This window comes from Cellvibrio polysaccharolyticus, assembly GCF_015182315.1.
GTDB lineage: Bacteria > Pseudomonadota > Gammaproteobacteria > Pseudomonadales > Cellvibrionaceae > Cellvibrio > Cellvibrio polysaccharolyticus.
The window spans coordinates 2,657,292-2,681,278 of sequence record NZ_PRDL01000001.1; the positions used below are offsets into that span (position 1 = coordinate 2,657,292).

The 23,987-nt window shown below is 51.8% G+C and carries 17 protein-coding genes; 12 read left to right on the top strand and 5 right to left on the bottom strand.

All coding sequences use genetic code 11. From position 1 onward, the window contains the following. The first annotated feature begins 241 nt into the window (after positions 1-241). Positions 242-1,906 (top strand): VRR-NUC domain-containing protein, encoded by a 1,665-nt coding sequence (locus C4F51_RS11390; protein ID WP_193909891.1) that lies wholly within the window; start codon positions 242-244, stop codon positions 1,904-1,906. Next, entirely contained in the window at positions 1,890-4,181 is a 2,292-nt protein-coding gene (locus tag C4F51_RS11395; RefSeq protein ID WP_193909893.1) for an ATP-dependent DNA helicase, read from the top strand. The genes C4F51_RS11390 and C4F51_RS11395 overlap by 17 nt, the downstream gene beginning before the upstream one ends. Before the next feature lie 4 nt (positions 4,182-4,185). Here C4F51_RS11395 and C4F51_RS11400 read toward each other — a convergent pair whose 3' ends face one another. Continuing rightward, the gene (locus C4F51_RS11400; RefSeq protein ID WP_193909895.1) at positions 4,186-5,085 is read right to left on the bottom strand and encodes a LysR family transcriptional regulator; all 900 of its coding nucleotides are present in this window, start codon (positions 5,083-5,085) and stop codon (positions 4,186-4,188) included. Between the two features lie 117 nt (positions 5,086-5,202). On the opposite strand from C4F51_RS11400, the gene C4F51_RS11405 reads away from it, so the two are divergent. The 4 genes from C4F51_RS11405 to C4F51_RS11420 all read left to right on the top strand — a co-directional run bounded on the left by C4F51_RS11405 (position 5,203) and on the right by C4F51_RS11420 (position 10,361). Next, positions 5,203-5,961, top strand: a complete 759-nt coding sequence (locus tag C4F51_RS11405; protein ID WP_193909897.1) for an SDR family NAD(P)-dependent oxidoreductase — start codon at positions 5,203-5,205, stop codon at positions 5,959-5,961. A 165-nt stretch (positions 5,962-6,126) separates the two neighbouring features. Next, positions 6,127-6,660 (top strand): sigma-70 family RNA polymerase sigma factor, encoded by a 534-nt coding sequence (locus C4F51_RS11410; RefSeq protein ID WP_193909898.1) that lies wholly within the window; start codon positions 6,127-6,129, stop codon positions 6,658-6,660. After that, a complete protein-coding gene (locus C4F51_RS11415) occupies positions 6,657-7,640 on the top strand; it encodes a FecR domain-containing protein (RefSeq protein WP_193909900.1) in 984 nt (327 codons plus the stop codon). The genes C4F51_RS11410 and C4F51_RS11415 overlap by 4 nt, the downstream gene beginning before the upstream one ends. Before the next feature lie 102 nt (positions 7,641-7,742). After that, complete coding sequence (locus tag C4F51_RS11420; protein WP_235992460.1) at positions 7,743-10,361, top strand: TonB-dependent siderophore receptor; 2,619 nt, start codon at positions 7,743-7,745, stop codon at positions 10,359-10,361. 124 nt (positions 10,362-10,485) lie between these two features. Here the strand turns inward: C4F51_RS11420 and C4F51_RS11425 are convergent, their stop codons facing one another. The 3 genes from C4F51_RS11425 to C4F51_RS11435 form a co-directional block, all read right to left on the bottom strand. After that, on the bottom strand, positions 10,486-10,686 hold the full coding sequence (locus C4F51_RS11425; protein WP_193909904.1) for a DUF3185 family protein: 201 nt from the start codon (positions 10,684-10,686) through the stop codon (positions 10,486-10,488). A 196-nt stretch (positions 10,687-10,882) separates the two neighbouring features. Further along, positions 10,883-12,715, bottom strand: coding sequence for a glycosyl hydrolase (locus C4F51_RS11430; protein WP_193909906.1), 1,833 nt, complete (start codon positions 12,713-12,715; stop codon positions 10,883-10,885). A gap of 365 nt (positions 12,716-13,080) precedes the next feature. Further along, a complete protein-coding gene (locus tag C4F51_RS11435) occupies positions 13,081-14,130 on the bottom strand; it encodes a LacI family DNA-binding transcriptional regulator (RefSeq protein WP_193909908.1) in 1,050 nt (349 codons plus the stop codon). A gap of 102 nt (positions 14,131-14,232) precedes the next feature. Here C4F51_RS11435 and C4F51_RS11440 point away from each other — a divergent pair, with 102 nt between their 5' ends. The 6 genes from C4F51_RS11440 (at position 14,233) to C4F51_RS11465 (ending at position 22,329) form a co-directional block, all read left to right on the top strand. Further along, entirely contained in the window at positions 14,233-15,465 is a 1,233-nt protein-coding gene (locus tag C4F51_RS11440; protein WP_202987668.1) for an ABC transporter ATP-binding protein, read from the top strand. After that, on the top strand, positions 15,465-16,769 hold the full coding sequence (locus C4F51_RS11445) for an ABC transporter substrate-binding protein (RefSeq protein WP_193909910.1): 1,305 nt from the start codon (positions 15,465-15,467) through the stop codon (positions 16,767-16,769). The genes C4F51_RS11440 and C4F51_RS11445 overlap by 1 nt, the downstream gene beginning before the upstream one ends. Next, positions 16,762-17,661, top strand: a complete 900-nt coding sequence (locus C4F51_RS11450; protein ID WP_193909912.1) for a carbohydrate ABC transporter permease — start codon at positions 16,762-16,764, stop codon at positions 17,659-17,661. Before C4F51_RS11445 ends, C4F51_RS11450 begins: the two co-directional genes overlap by 8 nt. Further along, entirely contained in the window at positions 17,661-18,521 is an 861-nt protein-coding gene (locus tag C4F51_RS11455; protein ID WP_193909914.1) for a carbohydrate ABC transporter permease, read from the top strand. Before C4F51_RS11450 ends, C4F51_RS11455 begins: the two co-directional genes overlap by 1 nt. A gap of 112 nt (positions 18,522-18,633) precedes the next feature. Beyond that, positions 18,634-20,940, top strand: coding sequence for a TonB-dependent receptor (locus tag C4F51_RS11460; protein WP_193909916.1), 2,307 nt, complete (start codon positions 18,634-18,636; stop codon positions 20,938-20,940). 33 nt (positions 20,941-20,973) lie between these two features. Then, positions 20,974-22,329, top strand: coding sequence for an LLM class flavin-dependent oxidoreductase (locus C4F51_RS11465; RefSeq protein WP_193909918.1), 1,356 nt, complete (start codon positions 20,974-20,976; stop codon positions 22,327-22,329). A gap of 97 nt (positions 22,330-22,426) precedes the next feature. On the opposite strand, the gene C4F51_RS11470 is transcribed toward C4F51_RS11465, so the two are convergent. Further along, a complete protein-coding gene (locus tag C4F51_RS11470; RefSeq protein ID WP_193909920.1) occupies positions 22,427-23,950 on the bottom strand; it encodes a hypothetical protein in 1,524 nt (507 codons plus the stop codon). Positions 23,951-23,987 lie beyond the last annotated feature (37 nt).

A 23,987-nucleotide genomic window follows, 5' to 3' on the forward strand; every position in this document is an offset into this window, starting at 1 on the left:
ATTATGATTTTTGCGCCATCCGCTTCGCCACAATTGGCTATAGCCCTCTCTTTTGAAAAACCCGCAATTTTCTATCCCTTGATACCACTTGAATATCGAATACTGTTTTTACATACAGTATACTCGACCCATTACTTCCGCTCTTTTGTCAAACAGTAACCTGCGGGGATTCTGGCAGACTCACCCTGGCAGTGCACATACCAGACGTTTCAAAAGGCACGAACTACCGGACCCCATCCACATGACTCACGCAACCACCCCGCCCGACCTCGCGCCGGACTACTACCTTACCAACTTTCGCTTTTTAGTAGATTGGGTGGCGGCGCGTTATAACGACTTGCTGGATAAGGATGACCTGGCCTTTATACAAACATTTCAGCAATTGGATCACCCGGCACAATGCCTGCTGGTGCGCTTATGCAGCCGCAAAGGCCCCCTTTTTCGCCAGGACAAACTTCGTTATCCCGAGGTTGACAGCATCAGCAATGCTGTCCAAACCCTGCTTGATGCCGGTTTGATGCAACAACACTTACCCATCTCTCTTACTGAGTTGGCAGCCAGCCTGACCAGGCATGAACTACTGACATTATTTGAAAAGCCGCTGACGGGTCTGAAACAGGCGCGCAAAGACGTGTTGATTCAAACCCTGGCAGCCAGCCACAGCGAACCGCAAACCTGGCAAAACTGGACCCGGAATCAATTGGGCGAAGCCTGGCACCTTGATCATCAAGCTATCGTTAGTCGGCTGCTGATACTGTTTTTTGGCAACCCTTACCAAAACCTCACCGACTTTGTTTTGCAGGATCTCGGGCTATTTCGCTACGAAAACTACCAGATTGATCACCGGTACCGCCTTTTTAAAAGCCGTGATGAACTGGAACAATACCAGCAGCTGGTTGCTCTGCGTGATGCGCTGGATGGCGAGCACACAATAGAAACACTGCAACAACTCGGCGAACAGTTGCCGCCGGTTAGCGATAATGAAAGGTTGCAGCGGCGGCGCGCCCGTTTGTGCAACGACATTGCTTACAAGCTGGAACGCAATGGCAATCATGAAGCCGCTCTGCAACTCTACGGGCAAAGCCATTTGCCCCCGGCGCGGGAACGCCGTATTCGTCTGCTGGAAAAACAGCAGAACTATACCGCTGCCTGGGCGTTGCTGAATGAACTATTGGCAACGCCCGCCAATGAACAGGAACTACAAATTGCCCGGCGTATGGCCCCCAAAATCGCCAAAAAACTGGGGCATCCGTTATTGCCGAAGACGGTGGGCTTTATTATTGAACAGCAACTGAGCTTGACCCCGTTACACAATGAGGCTGGAGAAATACTACGCGTTGAGGAGGTGGTACGACTGATATTGAACACCGAAACCGCCCCCTGTGTTTATGCCGAAAACGCTTTGCTAACCGGCATGTTCGGGTTGTGGTTGTGGCCGGAAATGTTTCGCGGTATTGAAGGCGCCTTTGCCAACCCTTTTCAGGCGGCACCGCTGGATATGTATCAGGAAAACTTTGTTAGCCGCCGCCCGGGAATTGATGAACTGCGCAGCCTGTTAAAAAATGGTGATTACCGGGAACATACTCTTCGTTGTTGGCAAGAAAAATTCGGCATTACCAACCACTTTGTGAATTGGTCTTTTTTAACCCGGGAACGGATAGAACTGGCGCTGCATTGTATTCCGGCGAGCCATTTAACATTGATTTTCGAGCGCATTTTATTTGATATAAAAAATAACCGCAGCGGCCTGCCGGATTTGATTCAGTTTTTCCCTGAGCAGGCAAGCTATCGCATGATTGAGGTGAAAGGCCCGGGTGATCGCATTCAGGATAACCAGCAACGCTGGCTGGATTATTTTGCGCAACATAGTATTCCTGCCGAGGTAGCCTATGTTCGCTGGCAATAAGCCCAAACAGGTAGCGATTAAAACGCTGGTAGAATTTGCCGCAAAAACCGGCAGTCTGGATCGTCGTTTCACCCCCGCGCCTACCGGGCTGGAAGGTATTGAGGGTCACAGAAAAGTAACCGGTAGCCGCCATGCGGATTACCAAACCGAAGTGACATTGAGCCTGATCTGGGACGATATTACTTTCCGTGGCCGCGCCGATGGTTATGATCCGCAAGCACACTGCATTGAAGAAATTAAAACCTTTTATGGCGATGTAGAACGAATACCCGAAAATCACCGCAACCTGCATTGGGCGCAAGCCAAATGTTATGGCTGGCTGTATTGCGCACAACATCAATGCGAAGAAATTGCTATTTCACTGATTTATTTTGACCTGGCCCACGAACAGGAATATCCGCTTGAAGAAACCTGGTCTGCCCTCGACTTGCAGGAGCACTTTGAAACCCTGGCAAAAAAATATTGTGCCTGGCAAGCGCAACTGAATCAACGCCAGCAACAGCTTCACGGCTGGCTGGAAAAGCTTCAGTTTCCTTATGGTGAAATGCATAGCTCACAGCGGCTTATGGCGGAAGCCGTTTATAAAGCCGCCGCCACCGGTCGTGTGGTAATGGCCGAGGCGCCCACCGGCACCGGAAAAACGCTGGCGGCTCTTTTCCCTGCCCTGAAAGCCATGCCGCGTACACCGGTCGATAAGATTTTTTATCTCACCGCAAAAACCACCGGCAAACAATTGGCGCTGGATAATATTCAACTCATCAGCAGCGACAAAACGCCGCTGCGCACTCTGGAGTTAACCGCACAGGAAAAAGCCTGCCTGGAACCGGACAAACAATGTCGCGGTGACGAATGCCCTTACGCGCTGGATTTCTACAACAAATTGGAAACCGCTCGCCAGACAGCGTTCAATGAACCGGTATTGGACAAAAGCACCCTCAACCGGCTGGCTTTCGAGTTTGAAATTTGCCCCTTTTATCTCAGCATGGAGATGAGCCGCTGGGTGGATATTGTGGTAGCCGATGTTAATTATTTTTTTGATGGCTCCCCCTTATTGCTGGCACTCACCAACGAATTCGATTGGAAACCTTACTTGCTGGTGGATGAAAGCCACAACCTGATTGATCGGGGTCGCGGCATGTACACCAGCAGCCTTTATCGTGCAGACGTATTGACTGCAAAAAAACAGGCCCCGACCGCGCTTAAAAAACCACTGGAAAAAATCAATAAAGCCTGGTTGATGCTGTTAAAAAGCTTGCCAGACGTTGACACAGATCTGGTACAACTTGACGTAATGCCGGAAAAACTCGGGCAGGCATTACTTGAGCTCAGTAATGTGTATATCGAATTTTTACAAAAAAATCCGGATCATCCGGTTCAGGAAGGCATTCTTCGCGAGGTATTTTTCGCCGCACTGGGCTACCAGCGGCTGGTGGAAATATTTGATGAAGACTTTTGTGTAGATATGCAAGTGCCAGGAAGCAAGCAGGAAGTACTTACATTACGCAATCTGATCCCCGCACACCAATTGGCAGCCCGCCTGGCGTTCGCCCATTGTGCCTGTTTTTTCTCTGCCACCTTACACCCTGCTCATTACTACCAGACGCTACTGGGCTTGCCCGACGACACGGTACACATCAAAGTGCCCTCACCTTTTCAGGCAAAACAATTGCGAGTACATGTGGCCAATCAGGTATCTACTCGATACCGGGATCGCCAGGCCGCCATCTCGCCCATTTGCGACATTATCCAGCAGCAGCTCGATGATCAGCCGGGCAATGCACTGATCTTTTTTTCCAGCTACGACTTTCTGCAACAGGCAGAAAAAAACTTGCGCCAGTGCTTGAAAGATCGCGACATTCAACTGCTGGTGCAATCCCGCCGCATGAGCGAACAGGACCGCGAAAATTTTATCGCGCAATTCAATCAGCACAATAATTTGTTAGGGCTGGCGGTATTGGGCGGCGCGTTCAGTGAAGGGGTAGATTTGGCAGGCGATGCCTTAAAAGGCGTATTTATCGCCACGCTCGGGCTGCCACAAGTAAACCCGATCAATGAGCACCTGCGCAACGTCATGCAGGAAAAATTTGGCCAGGGTTACGACTTTACTTATACCTATCCAGGCATTCAAAAAGTGATTCAGGCCGCTGGCCGGGTTATTCGTAAAACATCGGATTCCGGTTATTTGTGGCTGCTCGATCAACGCTTTCAGCAACCGCAAATTGCCGCACTCTTGCCGGAGTGGTGGCATAACGAAGAAAATCCTCCACACGGCTAATTATTCAACGCAGATAATCCGCCATTAATTGCTCCAGCCACTGCGCAAACACCCGTAATTTTCTGCTGACCAAATGGCGGTTGGCATACAGCAAGGAAACCGGCATGGGCGGCGCCTTGTGGTGTGGCAAAATCGGTATGAGCTTGCCGGTGTCAAACAAGGCATGCGATGTCGCATGAGGAATCTGGATAATACCCAACCCGGCAATGCAGGCAGCGTTGTAGGCTTCCACACTGTTCACCGTAATACGGCTGCGCATGGGCAAATAATCCACGCGACCATTGTTAACATATTCGAACTCGGCTTTACGGCCACCAAGTTGCTGGCTGTAATTTACCAGGTAATGATGTTCAAGATCCTCCAGGTTCAGCGGTTCGCCGTAACGCTCCAAATACGCCGGGCTGACACAATTACTTTGCGATAACTCACCGAGTTTGCGAGCAATAAGACTGCTATCGTTGAGCTGCCCTACCCGCACAATCGCGTCAAAACCCTCAGCCACCAAATCCACTTTCCGGTCAGTGCTGCTGAGTTGAATTTGCAGATCCGGGTGCTTTTCAAAAAATGCCGGTAACGCGGGGATAACCAGATCAGCGGCAAAGTTGGTTTGCATATCAATGCGCAGCACGCCGTGCAACTGCTGATCCTGCGGCTGAAACATTTGTTGCAGCTCATCAAAATCGGTTAACACCTCAACACAGCGCTGGTAATAACTTTGGCCATCGCGGGTCAATTCAACCCGCCTTGTAGTCCGGTTAAGCAGGCGATTACCCAGCTGTTGTTCGAGGCGCTGCACCGCTTCTGACACGCTTGTTTTCGGCAAGCCCAGCTGCTCCGCGCACCGGCTGAAACTGCCCAATTCAGCCACTCGCTGGAAAATCTGCATTTGTAAAATTCTGTCCATTCCGGCCTCCATTGTCCGAATATAACGAACAGTGTATTCGCTTAAAGCACGTTTATCCGAAAAGTTTCGATCAATAAACTGATCTTCGACCTACTTCATCAATCAGGAGAATTCAGGATGAGCAACAAAATCGCATTGATTACCGGTGGCAGCCGCGGGCTTGGGAAAAACGCTGCATTGGCGCTGGCGCGTGCCGGTCACGACCTGGTGATTACCTACCAGAGCAAGGCCGATGAAGCCGCTGCCGTGGTGGCAGAGATAAAAGACATGGGTCAACAAGCCGTTGCGTTGCAACTGGACACGGCACAGGTAGCAGGTTTTGCAGATTTCAAAGGCCGTTTGCAGCAGCAACTGGGCATTTTGTGGCAGCGCGATCGCTTTGATTATCTGGTCAACAATGCCGGTACCGGCATTCATACCAGCTTTACCGAAACCACCGAGCAACAGTTCGATGCAATGCTGAACCAGCACGTGAAAGGCGTCTTTTTTCTCACCCAAACCTTGCTCCCGCTGATCAACAACGGCGGCAGCATTCTCAATGTATCCAGCGGCCTCGCCAGGTTCAGCGTTGCCGGCTACGCTGCTTACGGCACCATGAAAGGCGCGGTTGAAGTGCTCACCCGCTACCTGGCATTGGAATTGGGAGAAAGAAAAATCCGTGTCAACGTGCTGGCACCCGGCGCCATTGAAACCGATTTTGGCGGCGGCGCGGTGCGGGATAACGCGGAATTGAACAAAACGTTCGCCGCCGGAACCGCCCTGGGCCGGGTCGGATTACCGGATGATATTGGCAACGCGGTGGTTGCCTTACTCTCCGAGCAAACCGGCTGGATCAATGGCCAGCGTATTGAAGCCTCTGGCGGGTTTCGTTTGTAATCTCACTCCGCCCCTTTTTCCTCTATTCACTTCCCGCCTCCCGAAGCCGTCTGCAGCGGCGGTTTCGGGAGCATTGCTATTTGCATTGCCTCCCATCCCGCCATAGAATGCGAACAATTATCATTATTCACTAAAACTGCCCCGTTGCCGTATCCGGAGTTCACCATGTCTACGGTAGAGCTTGATAATCAAGCCGATATCCAATCGCTCTACACCCACCATCACAGCTGGCTGAAAACCTGGCTTCGCCGCCGTTTGGGTAACGACAGTGACGCGGCTGATCTCGCCCAGGACACCTTTGTTCGCCTGCTGGTTAACCGACAGTCACTGAAAAATCCGGAAAGTCCGCGCGGTTATTTGCAGGTTATTGCCAAGCGTTTATGCATTGATTTATGGCGCCGTAAATCCATCGAGCAGGCATGGCTGGAGATAGTGGCCAGCCGACCGGAAGCCGTGCACATTTCACCCGAAGAACACGCCATTGTGCTGGAAACCTTTTACGAGCTGGATGAGATGTTGCACCGGCTGCCGCAGAATGTTGCCACCGCTTTTATGCTGGCGCAGGTCGACGGCCTGACCTATCGCGAGATTGCAGAGCAAATGTCGGTGTCCGAGCGCAGTGTGAAAAACTGGATGGCGAAAGCCATGTTGGAGTGCCTGCTACTGGAAGCCCGCTTCCACGAGTCGCTGACACCATGAGCCAGCCATTACCTCAGCACAAGGTTTTGCAGGAGGCGGCAAACTGGTTTGCCACCCTGTCGGATGAGCTGGTCAGCGAACAGGAAAAAAACCAATGGCAGTCCTGGCTGGATCAACACCCGGATCATCGTCAGGCCTGGTGTTATGTAGAAAATATCAGCCAACGATTCAATGTAGCCAGGCAACAGGCCGGTACATCCGGCACCAGCACCATACTCAATAACAGCCGTATGGAGCGCATCAAACGCCGGCAGTTGATGCGTAATACGATGGTGGTAATGTTGGGCGGCTGGCTTGGCTGGCAATACACCCCTCTCCCGGAGGTAACCGCCCGCGTTGCACATCGCTGGCGTGCTGACCATTACACCGGCATCGGTGACGTGCGTGAATTGGCCCTCGACGATGGCGGAAAACTGTGGCTCAACACCGACACAGCGCTGGATGTGCATTACTCCGCCGGTCACCGTAATTTGCTGCTGCACAGTGGTGAAATTTATATTGAAACAGCCGTTGACCCTCAACAGCGCCCCTTCACGGTAACCAGCCAACATGGGCAAATACGAGCACTCGGCACCGGTTTTACCGTACGGCAATATAAAACTGACACGCAAGTGTCGGTGTATGAAGGTGCGGTAGAAATTACTACCCGCTCGGGCCTGAAACAGCGATTGAACGCAGGGCAACAAACCCTTTTTAATGCCCACACTATTGCTGCCGAAGCGCGCGCTCGCCCGGGTCACAAATCCTGGAGCCAGGGCGTCATCGTCGCCGAGGATATGACTGTACAACAACTGCTGGATGAGCTGGGCCGCTATCACACAGGGCATATTGGCCTTCACCCTGCGTTGTCAAAACTTCGAGTAACGGGAACCTATCCGCTGCATCAGCCGCACCATGTTCTTGCCATGCTGGAAAACACACTTCCGCTAAAGGTGAGCCGTATTTTTTCCTGGTGGATTACCCTGGAACCAACGCCCTGAACTGTCAGATAGCTGATTTTTATCATTCACGCTTCCCCTTTTGCCATCTCAACCGTGTTTAACAAGCGAACACACCCTGTTTATAGATTGGAGTCTCGCTTGATGAAGTACTGCGGCAATACACGCACCACACTTGCCTTACATTCGCTGACCCTGGCAGTCAAACTCGTTTGCAGTGGTTTACTGTTGACGACTACATTGGCCTTGCCACTTACATTCAGCAACCCGGCAACCGCTCAGGAATTGCCGGCAACCACTCGCCTTCAGTTTGATATTGCCAAAGGGGATCTGGCGCAAGGCCTCAACCAATTTGCATCTCGTGCCGGTATTTATCTGAGCGTTAACAGCTCGATTACCCAGGGCAAAACAACCGCCGGGCTGCGCGGACAATTCACTGTTGAAGAAGGTTTGCAACGATTGCTGCAAGGCAGCGGCCTTCAATACCGTTTCCAGGATGCAAAAACCGTCACCATTACCGCAACCGGTGACGGCCCGGTAGCACTGCCTGCCGTAAAAGTGTCAGGTGCAGCATTGGGTTCTGCCACTGAAGATTCCAACTCCTACACCACGCAATCTGCCGGTGTGGGTGGAAAAATGGATGAATCCTTGCGGGAAATTCCGCGCTCGGTTTCGGTGATTACCCGCCAACAACTGGATGACCAACGCACGCTGAGTTTCTACGAGGTCATGAACCAAATGCCCGGCGTAACCACAACCTACGGCGGCGGTAACGATCAGGAAGTGAGTTTTCACTCGCGTGGTTTTCGTCTGGATAATGTCACCGCCGATGGCATGAGCATCTCAGCGGCCGGGCTTGCCGGTGGTAATACCCGCGGTGGCGGAAATAATAGCGGCATGGCCAAGTACGATAGCGTGCAATTGTTGCGAGGCCCGAACGGCTTGTTTTCCGGCAATGGTCAACCGTCCGGTACCGTGAACCTGGTGCGCAAACGCCCGACGGACAGTTTGCAAATAAAAACCGCATTGTCTGCGGGCAGTTGGGATAACTACGCCGGTGAAGTTGACCTGAGTTCGCCACTCACCTCGGATGGGCGACTGCGAGGTCGTGTAGTTGCGGCGCGACAGGATGCGGATCATTTTTATGATAGCGAGGGCAATCGCAAAACAACGCTGTATGGCATTGTCGATTTCAAGCTGGCAGACAGCACGGTGCTGAGTGTGGGTGGCAGCCGCGACACCCAACACGGTGCGCCGGATCAGCCAGCAGGTTTACCCCGTTACACGAATGGCGCAACACTTGATATCAGCCGTCGTGCCGGTTATCCCGGTTGGGCGGTGCGCAATTACGATGTCGATAATATATTCCTTACCCTGGAACACCGTTTCAACGAACAGTGGCGATTAAAAACTGGAGCATCCGACACCCGAACCCGTAATGGCGTTAACGAAATACCGGTGTATTCCGGAGCGGTTGACCTGCAAAGCCATATTGGCCTGGGCAGCTACGCAACCCTTGCGGATTGGAACCGTCAGGTAAAAACCTTCGATTTCAATCTGATTGGCGAATTGAATTTATGGCAGCGGCAACAACAACTGGTGTTCGGTGCTGACCTTAACGATTCCAGTCAATACAGCCTTATTGGTAGCGTTCCCGCGAATGATCCTGTTCGCAATCAGCCCATCGACTGGTCACAATTCAACTCGGAAACCGCGCTGAAGCGCTGGAGCAATACACCGGCGTGGGATAACGATACCCGGCACAAACAACAAGGCCTCTACGCCTACGGCAAGTTTCAACTCTACGGCCCATTGAGCCTTACGCTCGGTGGGCGCTATGCCGTATTTGATGGATACAGTACCGGCCTCAATGCCTACCCTGCCGAGGGGGAACCTTGCCCGAGCTGGGCAACAACCTGCGGTACTGCCGTTTCGCTTAATAATATGAGTAGCGATAATATTTTTATCCCCTATTACGCACTCACCTACGATATCAGCACAACCTGGTCTGCCTATGTTTCGCTATCCCGTAGTTACGAAAATCAAAGCAACTACTATGACCGAAACCACAACCCGCTCGACCCCACCGAAGGTAATAGTTGGGAGCTGGGGCTAAAAGGCGAGTTCTTTGAGGGGCGCCTTAACAGCAATATCACCTTTTATCGCAGCAAGCGCGATAACTATGCGGTATCGGTAGGCGGTGATGAAACCTTCAATCAAATTGGAAAAAGTTGTTGCTATGCAGGTAACGGGGAATTTCTGGCGCAGGGGGTAGAAATTGACCTCAGTGGTGCATTAACCGCTAACTGGCAAATCAATGCCGGTTACACCTACGACGACAACAAAACCGAGTACGGCAGTAATGAGGGTATCCGTTACGCCAGCTATGCGCCTCGCCATATTTTGCGGCTTTGGAGCAGCTACCAATTGCAGGGCGTTTTTGCCGGTTTGAGATTGGGTGGCGGGGTGCAGGCTCAATCCGACTTCTTCCGCAGCGGAACCGTACGAACCTGGAATCCAACCGGAGGACGGGATGGCGCTGGTGCTTTTGATGGCCCGAATGTGCCCTATCAATTTAACGAGCCGGGCCGCGCCTTGTGGAACTTCTTTGCCGAATACCGTTTGAATGACAACTGGTCTGCCGCGCTTAACGTCAATAATGCCTTCGATAAACGTTACTACCAGTCTGTCGGCACTACAACGGGTGGCAACTACTATGGCGCACCGGGCAACTGGACGTTAACCTTGAGAAGCACCTTCTGATCACCCGCCTTTTTAAAAGGCACACGCTTTTTACTGACATAAAAAAATACCTGCCGGGGTAACGGCAGGTATTTTTCAGAGAGATAAAAAATTGGCGCCAGTGATGCGCCAATTTTTTATCAATTTACTTCTTGAAGGTCAGAACCAGCCCGACAACCAGGCTCACAATCCCGCCGATGATCAGCGTCATGGAGCGGTCTGTTCCTGTACCGGTAACAGCCTCAGAAACTTCTGAAACGACTGATTGAGATTCCTGATAACCCATAAATGCAAGGCCAACACCCAGTACAATTAATGCAATGCCAATTATTCTTACCGGACTCATGCAAATTCTCCGTGATTGGTTTCCGATGGAAACAGCCCCTTGTATCGGTGGCCGTTAAATTTCAGTCTAGCAGCAGAAACAAACTTTGCCGCCCGCAAACCCATTTATGAGAACCGGATACAAAAAACGGTGACATAGCAATAAAGGCTGGACAAAAAACAATCAGCCCGCAATAAGCGGGCTGTTGTCTCAACACCTACTCAAAGTCCGGCAACTCATCCAGAGTGATTACCCGTTCATGGTTGTAGACATGGATTTTGTGGGCGTTGGTGTTGTAGTACTCACCAGTCCAGAAGTTACTGGAGCTGGTTACGCCTTCTGCGGTGTCGGTATCATTCCACACTACAAAGTAAAGCCACCAGGCACCGTCGGCTGCCATCAAATCCGGATCAGGAATATTACTGTTTTCACTGAGTGCGACCATCTTGCGCTCTTGTGGAAACTCGCTGGTCAGATTGTAGAAAGACAACTGCGATTCGTAATTCTGATTACCGTCATAAATATCGTAGCTGACAATATCCACATACTCATCACCCGGATACCAGGCTGCGCTTTGGCCGTTCCACACCCAGATCAAATTATTCAAGCCATAGTGATTGGTCAAACGATCGTACAGATGGCGCCACAAAACTACCTGGGCGTAAGCTGGCGGAATACCATCGGTACGATCACTGCGTCCCCACCAGAACCAGCCGCCAGACGCTTCGTGTAAAGGGCGCCACAGCACCGTTACACCGGCATTTTCCAATCGCTGCAACTCCGCCGCAATCAGGGCGATATCCGCCTCAATACTGGCAAAACTCAAGCTGCCGGTATCCAGCACTCCGTTGGCAATCGGGATAGTAAAGTCGGTGCTGTCCGTGTAGAACTCACCAATGGTCAGATCACTGGCATCAGGGTCGCGCCAGTGCCAGGCAAAGGTTACCAGGCCACCGCGGTTCCAATGGGTAATGGCTTCTTCTGTTTGCAACAGCCCCGGATTGCCTGCCCACAAGCCGTAGTTCATAAAGTCGTAACCCATAATTGCTGGCGCACGTCCGGTATCGTTGATCACTCGCTGATACTGGTCAATGTTGTCCTGCCAGGTCAGATCCTGCTGGCCGGATAGCATGTACTCACCCCAAATGGATTTCAAATAGCTGTAAACATTCTGTGTCGTGGTATTGGCGTTGTCATTAACCGGAGCATCACGCAGCGGGTCCTGGCTAGTGCTGCCAAAACCCGGGCACATACTTTGCGACAAACACACCTGGCCACTTTCGCTGCCCCAGCTGCCGTTGTCTACCGCGCAGAAATTCAACTGCGATGCACCAATCATGCAATAAGGATAACTGCCAGGGCCAGGATCTGCGGCTGAACCGTAAACGATACAGGAGTGGCTGTTTTCCCAACCCCAACCATCGCCATCCGGATCGGAATCTGCCGTACGGCAATAAGGCCAACCGTTACCCGCCGCATTGGGAATTACATTGCCGCCACCAACACTGCTCGATGAGCTGGAAACGGCACTGCTAATACTGCTCGAAGAATCGCTGGATGAGGATTCACTGGATGAAGCGTCACTACTGGTCACCGATGAAACACTGCTTACCGACGACACACTACTGACAGAAGAAACCGATGAGGCCGAACCGCCGCCACTGACTACCAGGGCGGTGAGCGTCGGCAAATAATTGCTGCCGAGTACATCCGCACAAAAACCGAAGGAGGTTTGATTACCCGCGTTGATTGGATTGTTGTAGGACAACCCGCTAACCGTGTTACCGCTGACCTGGCCATTCCACAAATTATTAATTTGTGAGTTGGCAAGATTAAGCGTCACCTGCCAGGAACTGACAGCAGCCGAACCATTATTCGCTACAGTAACTGCGGCACAATAGCCGCCACCCCAATCATTTTGAATAGTTAATGTAGCAACCGCCGTACCATTGTCAGACGTTACGGAATTGGCGTGACTGATGGAAGCGAATAACAGAAGGCTTGAAGATAGCGCATAAACTGCCGCGCGCCTGAAAATAGAAATCTCCATATATTTCTCCAGGAAATTAAAGCGTAGCAAGAAGGAAGGCAGCACCCGAAAACAAACAACCGGATTACCAGAGTGAATAAAAAAATTATTTTTATCTTGAATGGAAATCAAAATCCATAACATCAATTTCCGAAAAAATAGTGACAGAAAATTTTGGAAATAAGTATATGCAAATCACGTTTTAACGAGGAGGATTGCGACAAAATCACTTCAGAATGCGCTTATGTGACGATAAAAACGCATCAAGGTATAAAAAGGAAAACAACGCGACAAAAGGTTGCGCGACTCTGCGCATAACACAACAGCGTTAATTTTTAATCGTTATTCTTCAATTAACACCGGCAACTGGCAGGCAGTGATTAACATTAACTGCTTTCCCGCTCGATGAGTGTACATTGCAAATGAAAATGCGCCGGGGCGTTTTCCGGCGCGGGTAACGCGCCCACCAATTCGAGAATACGGCGCGCAGCAACTTCACCAATTTCCGTTGCCGGTGGACGAATGGTAGTAAGGCTGGGGTAAAGTTTGTCGGCAATAGCGTAATCACCAAACCCGACAATGGCACACTGCTGAGGAATATGAATACCGGCGCGCTGCGCTGCCAGCAGAGCACCGCAGGCCAGATTATCGTTAGCAAAAATAATCGCATCCGCCGGTTTATCACCGCCGATTAATGCTTTAAACGCTTCTTCGCCCGCTTCCAGCGGCAGCCTGGCGGTGGGGGTAAATATCTGTGCCGCTCGCCCCTCCTGTTCCACCACCTCTTTGTAACCATTGCTGCGGTCTACTGCGCTGCCATCACCGGCAATGCTGTTGGTCACAAAGGCAATGCGCTGGTAGCCCTTGCCAATCAGGTAGCGTGCGGCCATGCGCCCCACATCTTCGTGCATAAACCCGACCTGGATCGGGCTGCGTTCCGTTTGCAGATCCCAAATTTCCAGCACCGGAATGCCCGCCTGGGCAATCATTTTTTCTGTTGCTTCGGTATGAAAATAACTGGTCAGCACCAGCGCAGCAGGCGACCAGCCCAAAAAGCTGCGCACCGCATTTTCTTCCTGCTCCGACGAAAAATAGCTCGAAGAGAGCATCAGCTGATAGCCATTCTGGCTGAGGATATCGCTGAAACTCTGGATGGTATTGGCAAAAATTGGCCCGGAAATATTGGGAATGACCATCCCCACAATACGTGAGCTGGCAGACGCCAGACCACCCGCCACCAGATTGGGCACATAACCCAGCTCGGCCACCGCCGCAGCAATTTGCCCGCGCAGTTCTTCCGACACGGAATCCGGCTGTTTGAAATAGCGCGACACCGTAATGGCCGACACGCCGACATGACTGGCGACCTGGCGGATGGTAACGCGGCCAGCGGTGCTGCGGGGTTTTCGAGTGGTTGCGGGGAGTGAATTGTCCATATGCCTTTATCGTATATGAGGATAACCAACTGTTCTTTTCAATCTTAATTGCCATTCATTATATTGCGCAAATGTTACCGGTAACAAGAAGAGTGTTGCGCCGTGGGTATTTCCAATCTGATTTCTGGTTTTGGCCTGTTTTACCGTTCCCGTACGGAAGGTGAATCAACGAGCCATATTGATAAGAGTGCCGTTGCCAGCCCTGCATTGAATCGCAGCGAGGCGCGCTTTGCACTGACCTTGCAGGCGGTTGCCAAACGCTATGACCAGGCACGCCAGACGCTCACCGGGGTAGACCTCACCGTCAACGCCGGTGAATTTGTCGCCCTGGTAGGGCCATCAGGCTGCGGAAAATCCACGCTGTTGCGCATGGTCGCCGGGCTTGAAAGCGTTACCGGGGGCGAAATTCGCATTGGCGAACAACGTATTAATGAACTGACGCCGGGCGAGCGCGATATCGCCATGGTGTTTCAGGATTACGCGCTCTACCCCCATAAAACCGTATTTGAAAACATCGCCTTTGGTTTGCGCGTACGCGGTGCCGCGAAAGATGACATCAAACGTCGCGTCCATGAAGTGGCCGCGCAATTACAAATCACTGAATTCCTGTCACGCAAACCGGCCGCACTGTCTGGCGGCCAGCGCCAGCGGGTAGCAATAGGCCGCGCCCTCGCCCGCCATGCGCGGTTATTTTTATTTGATGAACCCCTCTCCAACCTGGATGTAAAACTGCGCAATGAAATGCGTGTAGAGATTAAAAAATTGCATCAGCAATTTGGTATTACCACGCTCTATGTTACGCACGATCAGATTGAAGCCATGACCCTCGCCGATCGCATAGCGGTGATGTCCGATGGCAAAGTTGAACAGTACGGCACCCCCGATGAAGTTTACAACCAGCCGGCAACCACTTTTGTGGCCAGTTTTATCGGGTCGCCGGAAATGAATTTGCTCACCCTGCCGCTGCAATCACGCGCCGGTATTCGCGGTGTGCTATTGGGAGATGTATTCCTGCCTTTGCCTGCAGAATTCTCTGCCTTTAAAGGTGACGATGTGGTGGTCGGCTTGCGCCCCGAAGCAGTTTTGCCTGCACAGGACGCGACCAATGCGACCACTGCTCGCTTGTTATTGATTGAACCGCTGGGTGCAGAAACCATTGTTACGCTGGATGTGCAAGGCCAACAACTTACCGCTCGCTGGGCAGCAGAGCGCAGCTTGTCAGAAGTCACTCATTTACCCATCACCGTTGATAACAAAAAACTGCATTGGTTTAACCCGAAAACGCGGGTGAACTTAGCCGTACATTTTTCCAACCCGGCTGGAGCGCAAGCCTGATGAAATGGCTGCGTTTAAAATGGCTGTTTGCTGCGCTGTTGTTCAGCACCAGCTTGCTGGTATCCGCAGCGGATACGCCCATCGAATTGCGTTTGTTTGCCGGTGGCAACACCACCCGCCCGGATCTGTTGCGCCAACTGTTGGATGACTACGAGGCGAAAAATCCCGGTGTGCGCGTGCACATCAGTGTGGGCAGTGCCACCGCAGAATTACAGCGCAAATATTTGACCACCCTGCTCAACGCACAAGACTCCACGTACGACGTGTTTATTCTGGACATTACCAGCCCGGCACAATTTGCTGCCGCGGGCTGGACCGAACCACTGAATGCCTACCTCGGTAATGAAGCCGCTCAACTGTTTAATGACTATTTACCGGTGTACCGCGAAGCCAACTGGTTTGACGGTCGGCTGGTCGCCCTGCCCGCTTACAGCGACGCCATGTTTATGTATTACCGCAAGGATTTGCTGGCGCAGTATGGCATCAATCCACCGCAAACCTGGCAAGAACTGGCCAGCGCCGCCAGTAGCATTCTTACGTCGGAAAATGATGGAAATTTACAAGGTTTGTCTATTCAGGGTGCACCTATTGAAGGCGCTGTGTGCACTTTTTTGCTGCCCTACTGGAGCCAGGGTTCGGATGTTATTGATCAACAAGGTCAGCTGAATTTCAACCGCGAGCACGCCAGCAAAGGTTTGCAACTATGGCGGGATTTAATTACCCGGGGCGTTATTAAAAAAACCGTAGCAGAAGTAAAAACCGGCGATACCTTGAATGACTTCAAAGCAGGAAAAGCCGTGTTTGCCATCAACTGGGGTTTTGCCTGGGACAGATTTCAGCGCGATGCCGACTCGCGCGTGCGCGATAACGTAGGCGTATTACGCTTACCGAAAATGATTGGCGGTGAGCATGCGAGTTGTATTGGCGGTTATCAATGGGCGGTGTCAGCCTTTTCCCGCCACAAAGCAGCATCGGTAGCGCTGGTGCGTTTTCTAGCGTCGAAAGAAGTCTCCACCCACCTGGCTTTACACGGCGGGCTGCTGCCTACCCGCACAGCACTTTATCGCAACGAGGCATTAACTGCGCAAATTCCCTGGTTGCCTTTTGCAGAACCGGTATTGCTTTCAGCCAAACCGCGCCCGGTAACACCGCGCTACGCCGAAGTTTCCAACGCGGTTCGCTCCACCACCTCGGCGGTGCTGGGCGGCTCCATGAGCGTGGACGAAGGCGTGAAGGATATCGAACGCCGGCTCACCCGCATTTTGCGCAACGCCAATACAGCAGGAGCGGCAAGCCATGATTAGCCCACGTCTGCGCCACTCTGGCGCCCTTGGCCGCAGTGATCGTCTGCTCGGTTTGGCGCTGGTAACACCGGCGGTGATTTTACTGGTCGCGCTTGTTGCCTGGCCGTTGGTGCGAATTTTTCACGATAGCTTGTTTGCGCTGCGCCTGACCGACCAGGCACCCGGATTATTTATCGGCCTGGAAAATTTTCTCTACGCATTGGAAGACCGCGATGTGCGCCGTGCCATGTGGGTCACCCTCGGCCTCACCCTGATTACCGTTCCGGGTGCGCTGGTATTGGGTTTGTTGCTGGCGTTGGCAGGCAATATCAATTTTCGCTGGCGCTGGCCCATCCGCCTCGCGTTGCTGTTGCCCTGGGTTTTACCCATGAGCTTTACCGGCATGATATTCGCCTGGTTTTTTAACAGCGACTACGGCGTGATTAACGATCTGTTGCGGCGCATGGGATATCAGCCGGTTGCTTTTTTATTGTCACCGGGCTGGGCATTTTTCTCGGTAGTGGTTGCAGTCACCTGGAAGACCTCATCCTTTGTTGCCCTGATTTTATTACCCGGCTTGCAAACCATTCCGCAAAGTTTGTATGAAGCGGCAAATCTCGAAGGAGCCAGCCGCTGGCAGCGTTTTTGCCACGTTACTTTGCCGCTGCTGATACCGGCCATTGTGGTTGCACTTATTTTTCGCACGCTCAGCGCGGTACAAACTTTTGATATTCCCTACGCCATGACCCAGGGCGGCCCCGGTCAGGCAACACAAACCCTGGCAATGCTGGTGAATACCGTGAGTATGGAATATCTGGATATCGGTTACGGCTCGTCGTTAGCGGTGCTGCTGTTTTTAATGTCGCTGATTATCAGCCTGCCCTATCTCGTGCATTTGCGCCGGAGTGTGTAATGAGCAACACCCAAAAAACTCGTCAGTTTTTTTCCAATGTGTTCGCGTCAAAAGCACTCTTGTGGTTGATAGTGGCGCTGGTGCTGATCAACGGATTATTCCCGGTGATGTGGATTTTTCTCACCTCGTTGAAAACCGAAATAGAGCTGACTGCCACGCCCATTACCTGGCTACCGCAGCAAGCCTCGCTGGTTAATTATCAGCAAGCTTTTAGCGAACAGCCGCTGTTGTTATTTCTTGGCAACAGCCTGGCGATTGCCTTCCTGTCGGCCTTGCTCGCGCTGGTAATTTCTATTGGCGCTGCCTACGCCTTTGCGCGGCTGGCATTGCCCAAAGCAGGCTTGTTGCTGGTGGGGTTGATTGCTCTTGCCATGTGCCCGCCCGCCACCTTGCAAGTTCCGTTATTTGAAATGATGCGCAGCCTGGGTTTGCTCAACACCTGGCTGGCATTGATTCTGCCGAATGCGGTACTCAGTTTGCCAGTGTGCATTCTGGTGCTGGTGGCTTTTTTTAAAAGCCTGCCGGAAAGCCTTGAACACGCGGCGATGCTCGACGGTTGCAGCCGCCTCAGCGCGCTCTGGCGCATTGTGCTGCCGCTTTCCTTACCCGGTGTGATTACCGCCGGCACCCTGGCGTTTGTAAATGCCTGGGACGAATTTTTATTGGCGCTGGTGCTTAACGCCGCGCCTGAAAACCGAACCCTACCCGTGGGAATTTTGTTTTACCAGGGCGAATTTACCTTTCCCTGGCCGCTTATTTCAGCAGCACTGATCGTAGGTATTGTGCCGCTGGTGGTGTTGATTGCTTTTTCCCAGCAACGGCTGGTCGGCAATCTCACCGCTGGCGGCATGAAAGGCTAACCACCACCAAAGCCTCGCTGTGCAAAGCGCATAACACGCACGCCCCGGCGATCAGTTTTGTATTCACCACTTGTTACGCGCCCGGAAAATACCAGGCGCTTTGGGAGACATCATGAGTTACCGCAACGCCACACAACACACTATCCCTTATTTCCGTCTTCGCCCGTTGGCACTGGCTACCGCGCTGGTTGCCACACTTCCAGGCATTGCTCTGGCACAAAGCACTGGCAATAACTCTTCCAGAAATATTACCGACGCCAGCCAGCTGGAAACCATTACCGTTACCGCTACCCGCCGTGCAGAGTCGCTACAAAATGTTCCCATTGCGGTTTCAGTGCTCAAAGGCGACGAGCTTGCGAAAACCAACCGCAACAGTGTTGCCACCATCGCTGCTGTGGTGCCCACCCTGAACTTTCGCACCAACGCTTCGAATAAAGATGCCTCTTTATTTGTGCGCGGTGTAGGTACCATTTCTACGTCACCGGGTGTTGAGCCAACTGTGTCTACGGTTATTGACGGTGTGGTTTATGCCCGTGCGGGTCAGGCGACCCTGGATTTATTTAATATCGAACGTGTTGAAGTGTTGCGCGGCCCGCAAGGCACGCTCTTTGGTAAAAATGCCTCTGCCGGTGTGCTCAATATTGTCACCAAAGAGCCCACCACAGACACCAGCGGTTTTATCGACACATCCTATTTTGGTGGCGGTGATGAAAAGCGGATCAGCGCCGGCATTTCCGGTTCCTTAAGTGATAACGCCCGCGCTTCGCTGGCCGTGCTGTGGGGTGATTACGATGGCAACGTCACCAACCTTTTTAATGGCGATAACGTGAATGGCTACAGCAAGGAAGGCATCCGCGGCAAACTGGTATTAACACCGTCCGACGATTTAAAAGTCACCCTCTCTGCTGACTACCTGAAGTCGGACGATACCATCCCGGTAGGTGTGCTCTACCGCAATAGCACCGCGGCCTACCCCACGGGCGTTATTACACCGACCAACCCCGCACTGGTGGCAGGAGGCGCACCAGTGGTTGCCAGCGAAGACAATCGCATCATCAACCAAAACCTTAAAACCCGTGTTGACGATGTAAACCAGGGTTTCTCTGCTCAATTGGATTGGTCACTGGGCGAGCATACCTTAACGTCCATCACCGCTTACCGCACTTGGGAAAATACCCAGATTCAGGACGGCGACCGCCTGCCAGCGATTCTTCCTGGCGTACAGGCACAATCGCATGACCGGGGAGATGTAGACTTCAATCAATTCTCCCAGGAATTGCGACTGGCCTCGCCGAAAGATAATTTTATTGAATACGTCGCCGGTTTATATTTCCTCACAACCGAAGATGAACAACGCTATCAGCGTGACATTATTACCGCCACGGGCGTACCGCACACCGGCGTGGCAGATTACAACGTCGATACCACCAGCTACTCGGTATTTGGTGAAACCACTTTCAACATCACTGACCGCTTCCGCACTCTGGCCGGCTTGCGCTGGACTAATGACGACATTGAATTTGATCATGTACGCGTTTCTACCTCTGACGTATCACAACCGGGTATTCGCCCGGGCGAGTCAGGTTCTGGCAGCACCCGCGAAGACGAAGTGTCTGGCCGTGTGGGTGTCGAGTTTGACCTGAATGATGAAATAGTTACTTACCTCACCTATTCACAAGGCTATAAAGGCCCGGCATACAACGTATTTTTTAACGCAGCTACCGTGAATGGTGATTACCTTCCGCTCGCACCGGAAACGTCTGAATCCGTAGAGCTGGGTTTAAAATCCACGCTGTTTGATAATCGCTTGCGCTTTAATGCCGCCATTTTTGACACGCAATATGACAACTACCAGGCCAACTTCCGCGATGTGGTGGGCGGTACGGTGGTCACCCGATTGATCAATGCCGGCGAAGTTTCTTCAAAAGGTGTGGAAGTGGATTTTGAAGCAAAAATCACGTCGCAATTTACCTTGTCAGGCGCCATCGCAAAAATTGATGCCCGTATTGACGACTTCAAAATTCCGGTGGGTTTAACCCCGGCACAAATCGCAGCGGCCAGCGTCAATGGCAAACCCTTGCCCTTTTCACCGGATGTAAAAGGCAGCTTGCAAGCCACTTACCTGATTGAACTCAACAACGGCTTGCAGGTGGAATTGGGAACCGACTACAACTGGCAAAGCAAAGTGCAATACGACCTGAGCCAAACTCCGGATACCATTCAAGGTTCTTATGGCATCTGGAATGCCAGCGTTGCCTTGTCTGACCCGGCTCAAGGCTGGCGCGTTGCGTTGCTGGGCAAAAACCTCGCGGACGAGTCTTATGCCTCTTTCCTGCAACAAGCTAACGGCGCTCTTTATCGCGCGGTACCCCGCGATGATGAACGCTACTTTGGCGTGAATGCGCGCTGGGATTTTTAAAAAATCAGAATGTATTTTTAAAACAGGATTGTTATGACATCGTCAATCGATTCGCCAACAGAAAAAACGGCAACCCGAAAAATTAAACTCGGGGCCTTTTTAATCCCCACCGGACATCACGTTGGCGCCTGGCGCCATCCTGATGTACCGGCAGACAGCGGGCTTAATTTTTCGCACTACAAACAGTTGGCGCAAACTGCCGAGCGCGCCTTATTCGATGCCGTATTTGTGGCCGATAACGTAGCGGTTACTCTGGGCAAAGGTGCCGACAAAGTCGCACGCGCCGATTACTTTGAACCACTGACATTGATGGCGGCACTGTCTGCGGTTACCGAGCATATCGGTCTGGTTTGCACACAAACCACCAGCTTTAACGAGCCGTACCACATTGCCCGAAAATTTGCCTCGCTGGATTATTTAAGCGGGGGCCGTGCGGGCTGGAATCTGGTTACGTCCGATGCCGCCGCTGAAGCCACCAACTTTGGCCGCGCCGAACATTTTGCCCACGCAGAACGTTACGAGCGCGCCGAAGAGTTTTTTGAAGTGGTCAGCGGTTTATGGGACAGCTGGGATGACGATGCCTTTGTTCGCAACAAAGCCAGCGGCCAATACTACGATCCGCAGAAATTGCATGTATTGAATCATACCGGCAAACATTTTTCGGTGAGCGGGCCGCTTAATGTGGCGCGCCCGGTACAAGGTCGTCCGGTTACTGTACAGGCAGGCTCCTCCGAGGCAGGCCGTGCATTGGCCGCTCGTACCGCTGATGTGGTATTTACGGCGCATCCGGCGCTGGCACCGGCACAGGATTTTTATCGCGATATCAAAAATCGCGCGGCGCAATTCGGTCGCGACCCCGACTCTGTAAAAATCATGCCGGGTATTTATGTGGTGGTAGGAAAAACTGCTGAGGACGCCCGGCAAAAATTTGAGCAGTTGCAACAACTCATCGAGCCGGAAGCCGGTTTGGCGTTGTTAGGGCGAATGATTGGCAACTTTGATCTGAGCGGTTATCCGCTGGACGAACCCTTGCCGCAACTTCCCCTTACCGAAACCGGGCAGCGCAGCCGCCAGGCATTGCTCACCAGTTTGGCAAAAGATGGCAACCTCACCCTTCGTCAGTTGTATACCCGCATTGCCGGTGGCCGCGGCCATAATGTGGTGATCGGCACCGCCGAAACGGTTGCCGATGTGATGCAGGAATGGTTTGAGCAAGGTGCGGCAGATGGATTTAATGTGCTGTCGCCCATGTTGCCGAGCGGCTTGACTGACTTTGCAGATCTGGTAGTTCCCGAGCTGCAAAAACGCGGATTATTCAGAACCGAATACGAAGGCAGCACCCTGCGCGATAACCTTGGCTTAAACCGTCCGGAAAGCCGTTACCGGTAGATTTGGCCTGCCAAAAAGCGGCCAAAACAACTGCCTTGCAAAAACGCCCATCATCCCTGAAAGGGTTTGATGGGCGTTTTTAGTGGGCAGAATAACGCTATTGTCTTTCCCAAAAGCGCTGATTCATTTTGAAAATATTTTTCTCCAGCACTGAAAAATACTTAAGCGCCTTGCGGAATTTTGGCAAATCACAGGCAGGCACTTCATACACCTCTGCGTCGTAACCGTCGGTATCCTGGGTGTATAAAATGGGCTTGAGGCTACCATCCATCGCTTCTTCCAAATCAATGTGATAAAAGTCGTAAACCTCTTCACCATCTTCATCATCTGGCAGTTGCTGCACCAGGCTGATACGAGCGCATTGCTCTTCCTCTTTATTTTCTACCCGGAACTGCCATTGCGCACCGCGGATATAAAGTGATGCATCATCGTCATCGCTGTAATATTTCTTGCCGTGGTATTGCGCCAGAGGAAGATTCATCATTTCTTCAAATTTTTCTCGCGATACCTGACTGAAAAATGCCGCTTGCAAGCTGATCATTTCCGAATATTCGCGCAGCAATATTGGCCAGTTTTCCAGCAAAAAATCCCTGTAGCTTTGTTCGGTGTTGCCGTCTATCGGTTGCCAATTATCATTATCACCGTCTTCAATCACTTTAAAGGCGGTGGAGAGCACATATTTCTTTTTGCCGGTCAGCGCGCCATAGAGGCTTTTTTGCTCCGCCAAATACACCATACAGGCGAAAGATTCGCCCGACTGAAAATAGGCCAATATCGAATCCGGCTGGCCGTGAATCATAAACACCCGTTTATAAACGCTACCGCTCCAATACTGTATATAAAGCTCGTCGCCCGCCTCAGGCGCCCAGCCGGTTAATACCTTGCTCTGCGCAAAACGCCGCAGATTTTCTTCACTGAGTGCTTCATCGTTAAAGAAAAAGGGAATTTCCGGTGGCGTGTTATCCGGTGTTTCAATGGTATCCAGCAACAAAGGGGAGGATTGGGCGAGTGCCGTAAAAATAGCCGTGGTATTCAACCAGCATTTCCATGACCAGATATCGTCATTATCCAGCTCATCGGGGGTTAATAAAAACTCCGGGCGGAATAACTGCTGCAAATACTCAATATCACTGAAATCATCGTCAGCATCGTCCCACAGCAGATGAGCAATGTGAATATTGTCTTCGCTTTGGAAGCGCTGGCGGTCTACCCCGTAATCGGTATTAATAAATACCCTGGCCCGAATACTGCCCTTCACTAACAGGCTACCGTGATTATAATCGCCCCAGAAAAGGTCTTTTACTGTCAGATTGCCCGTTACAAAAATTTCCTGGCCGCCCACCACCAGGTTATCGACGTCGAGATTACCCAGCACAATCAAACCGGTAGAGCCGTCGGTTTCGGCGTTAAATAGTTGGCTTGCTTTCAGGTTGCCATTCACCACGATAAACGGGTAAAAATCGTCCGTTTCGTCAACCGCATAAGCTTCATCAAGATCCAGCGGCTTATGCCACTGCTGATCACCGTCAAAGAAAATAATGTCGCACTGGTAGTCTTGCTGTTTGTACCAGCAATCTTCCGGAATCAGATGTTTAATGGCTTGGTAGGCAACCTTTTTCATACTTTCCTCTATCAATGGCTTGCAGGCATCCGTTTCG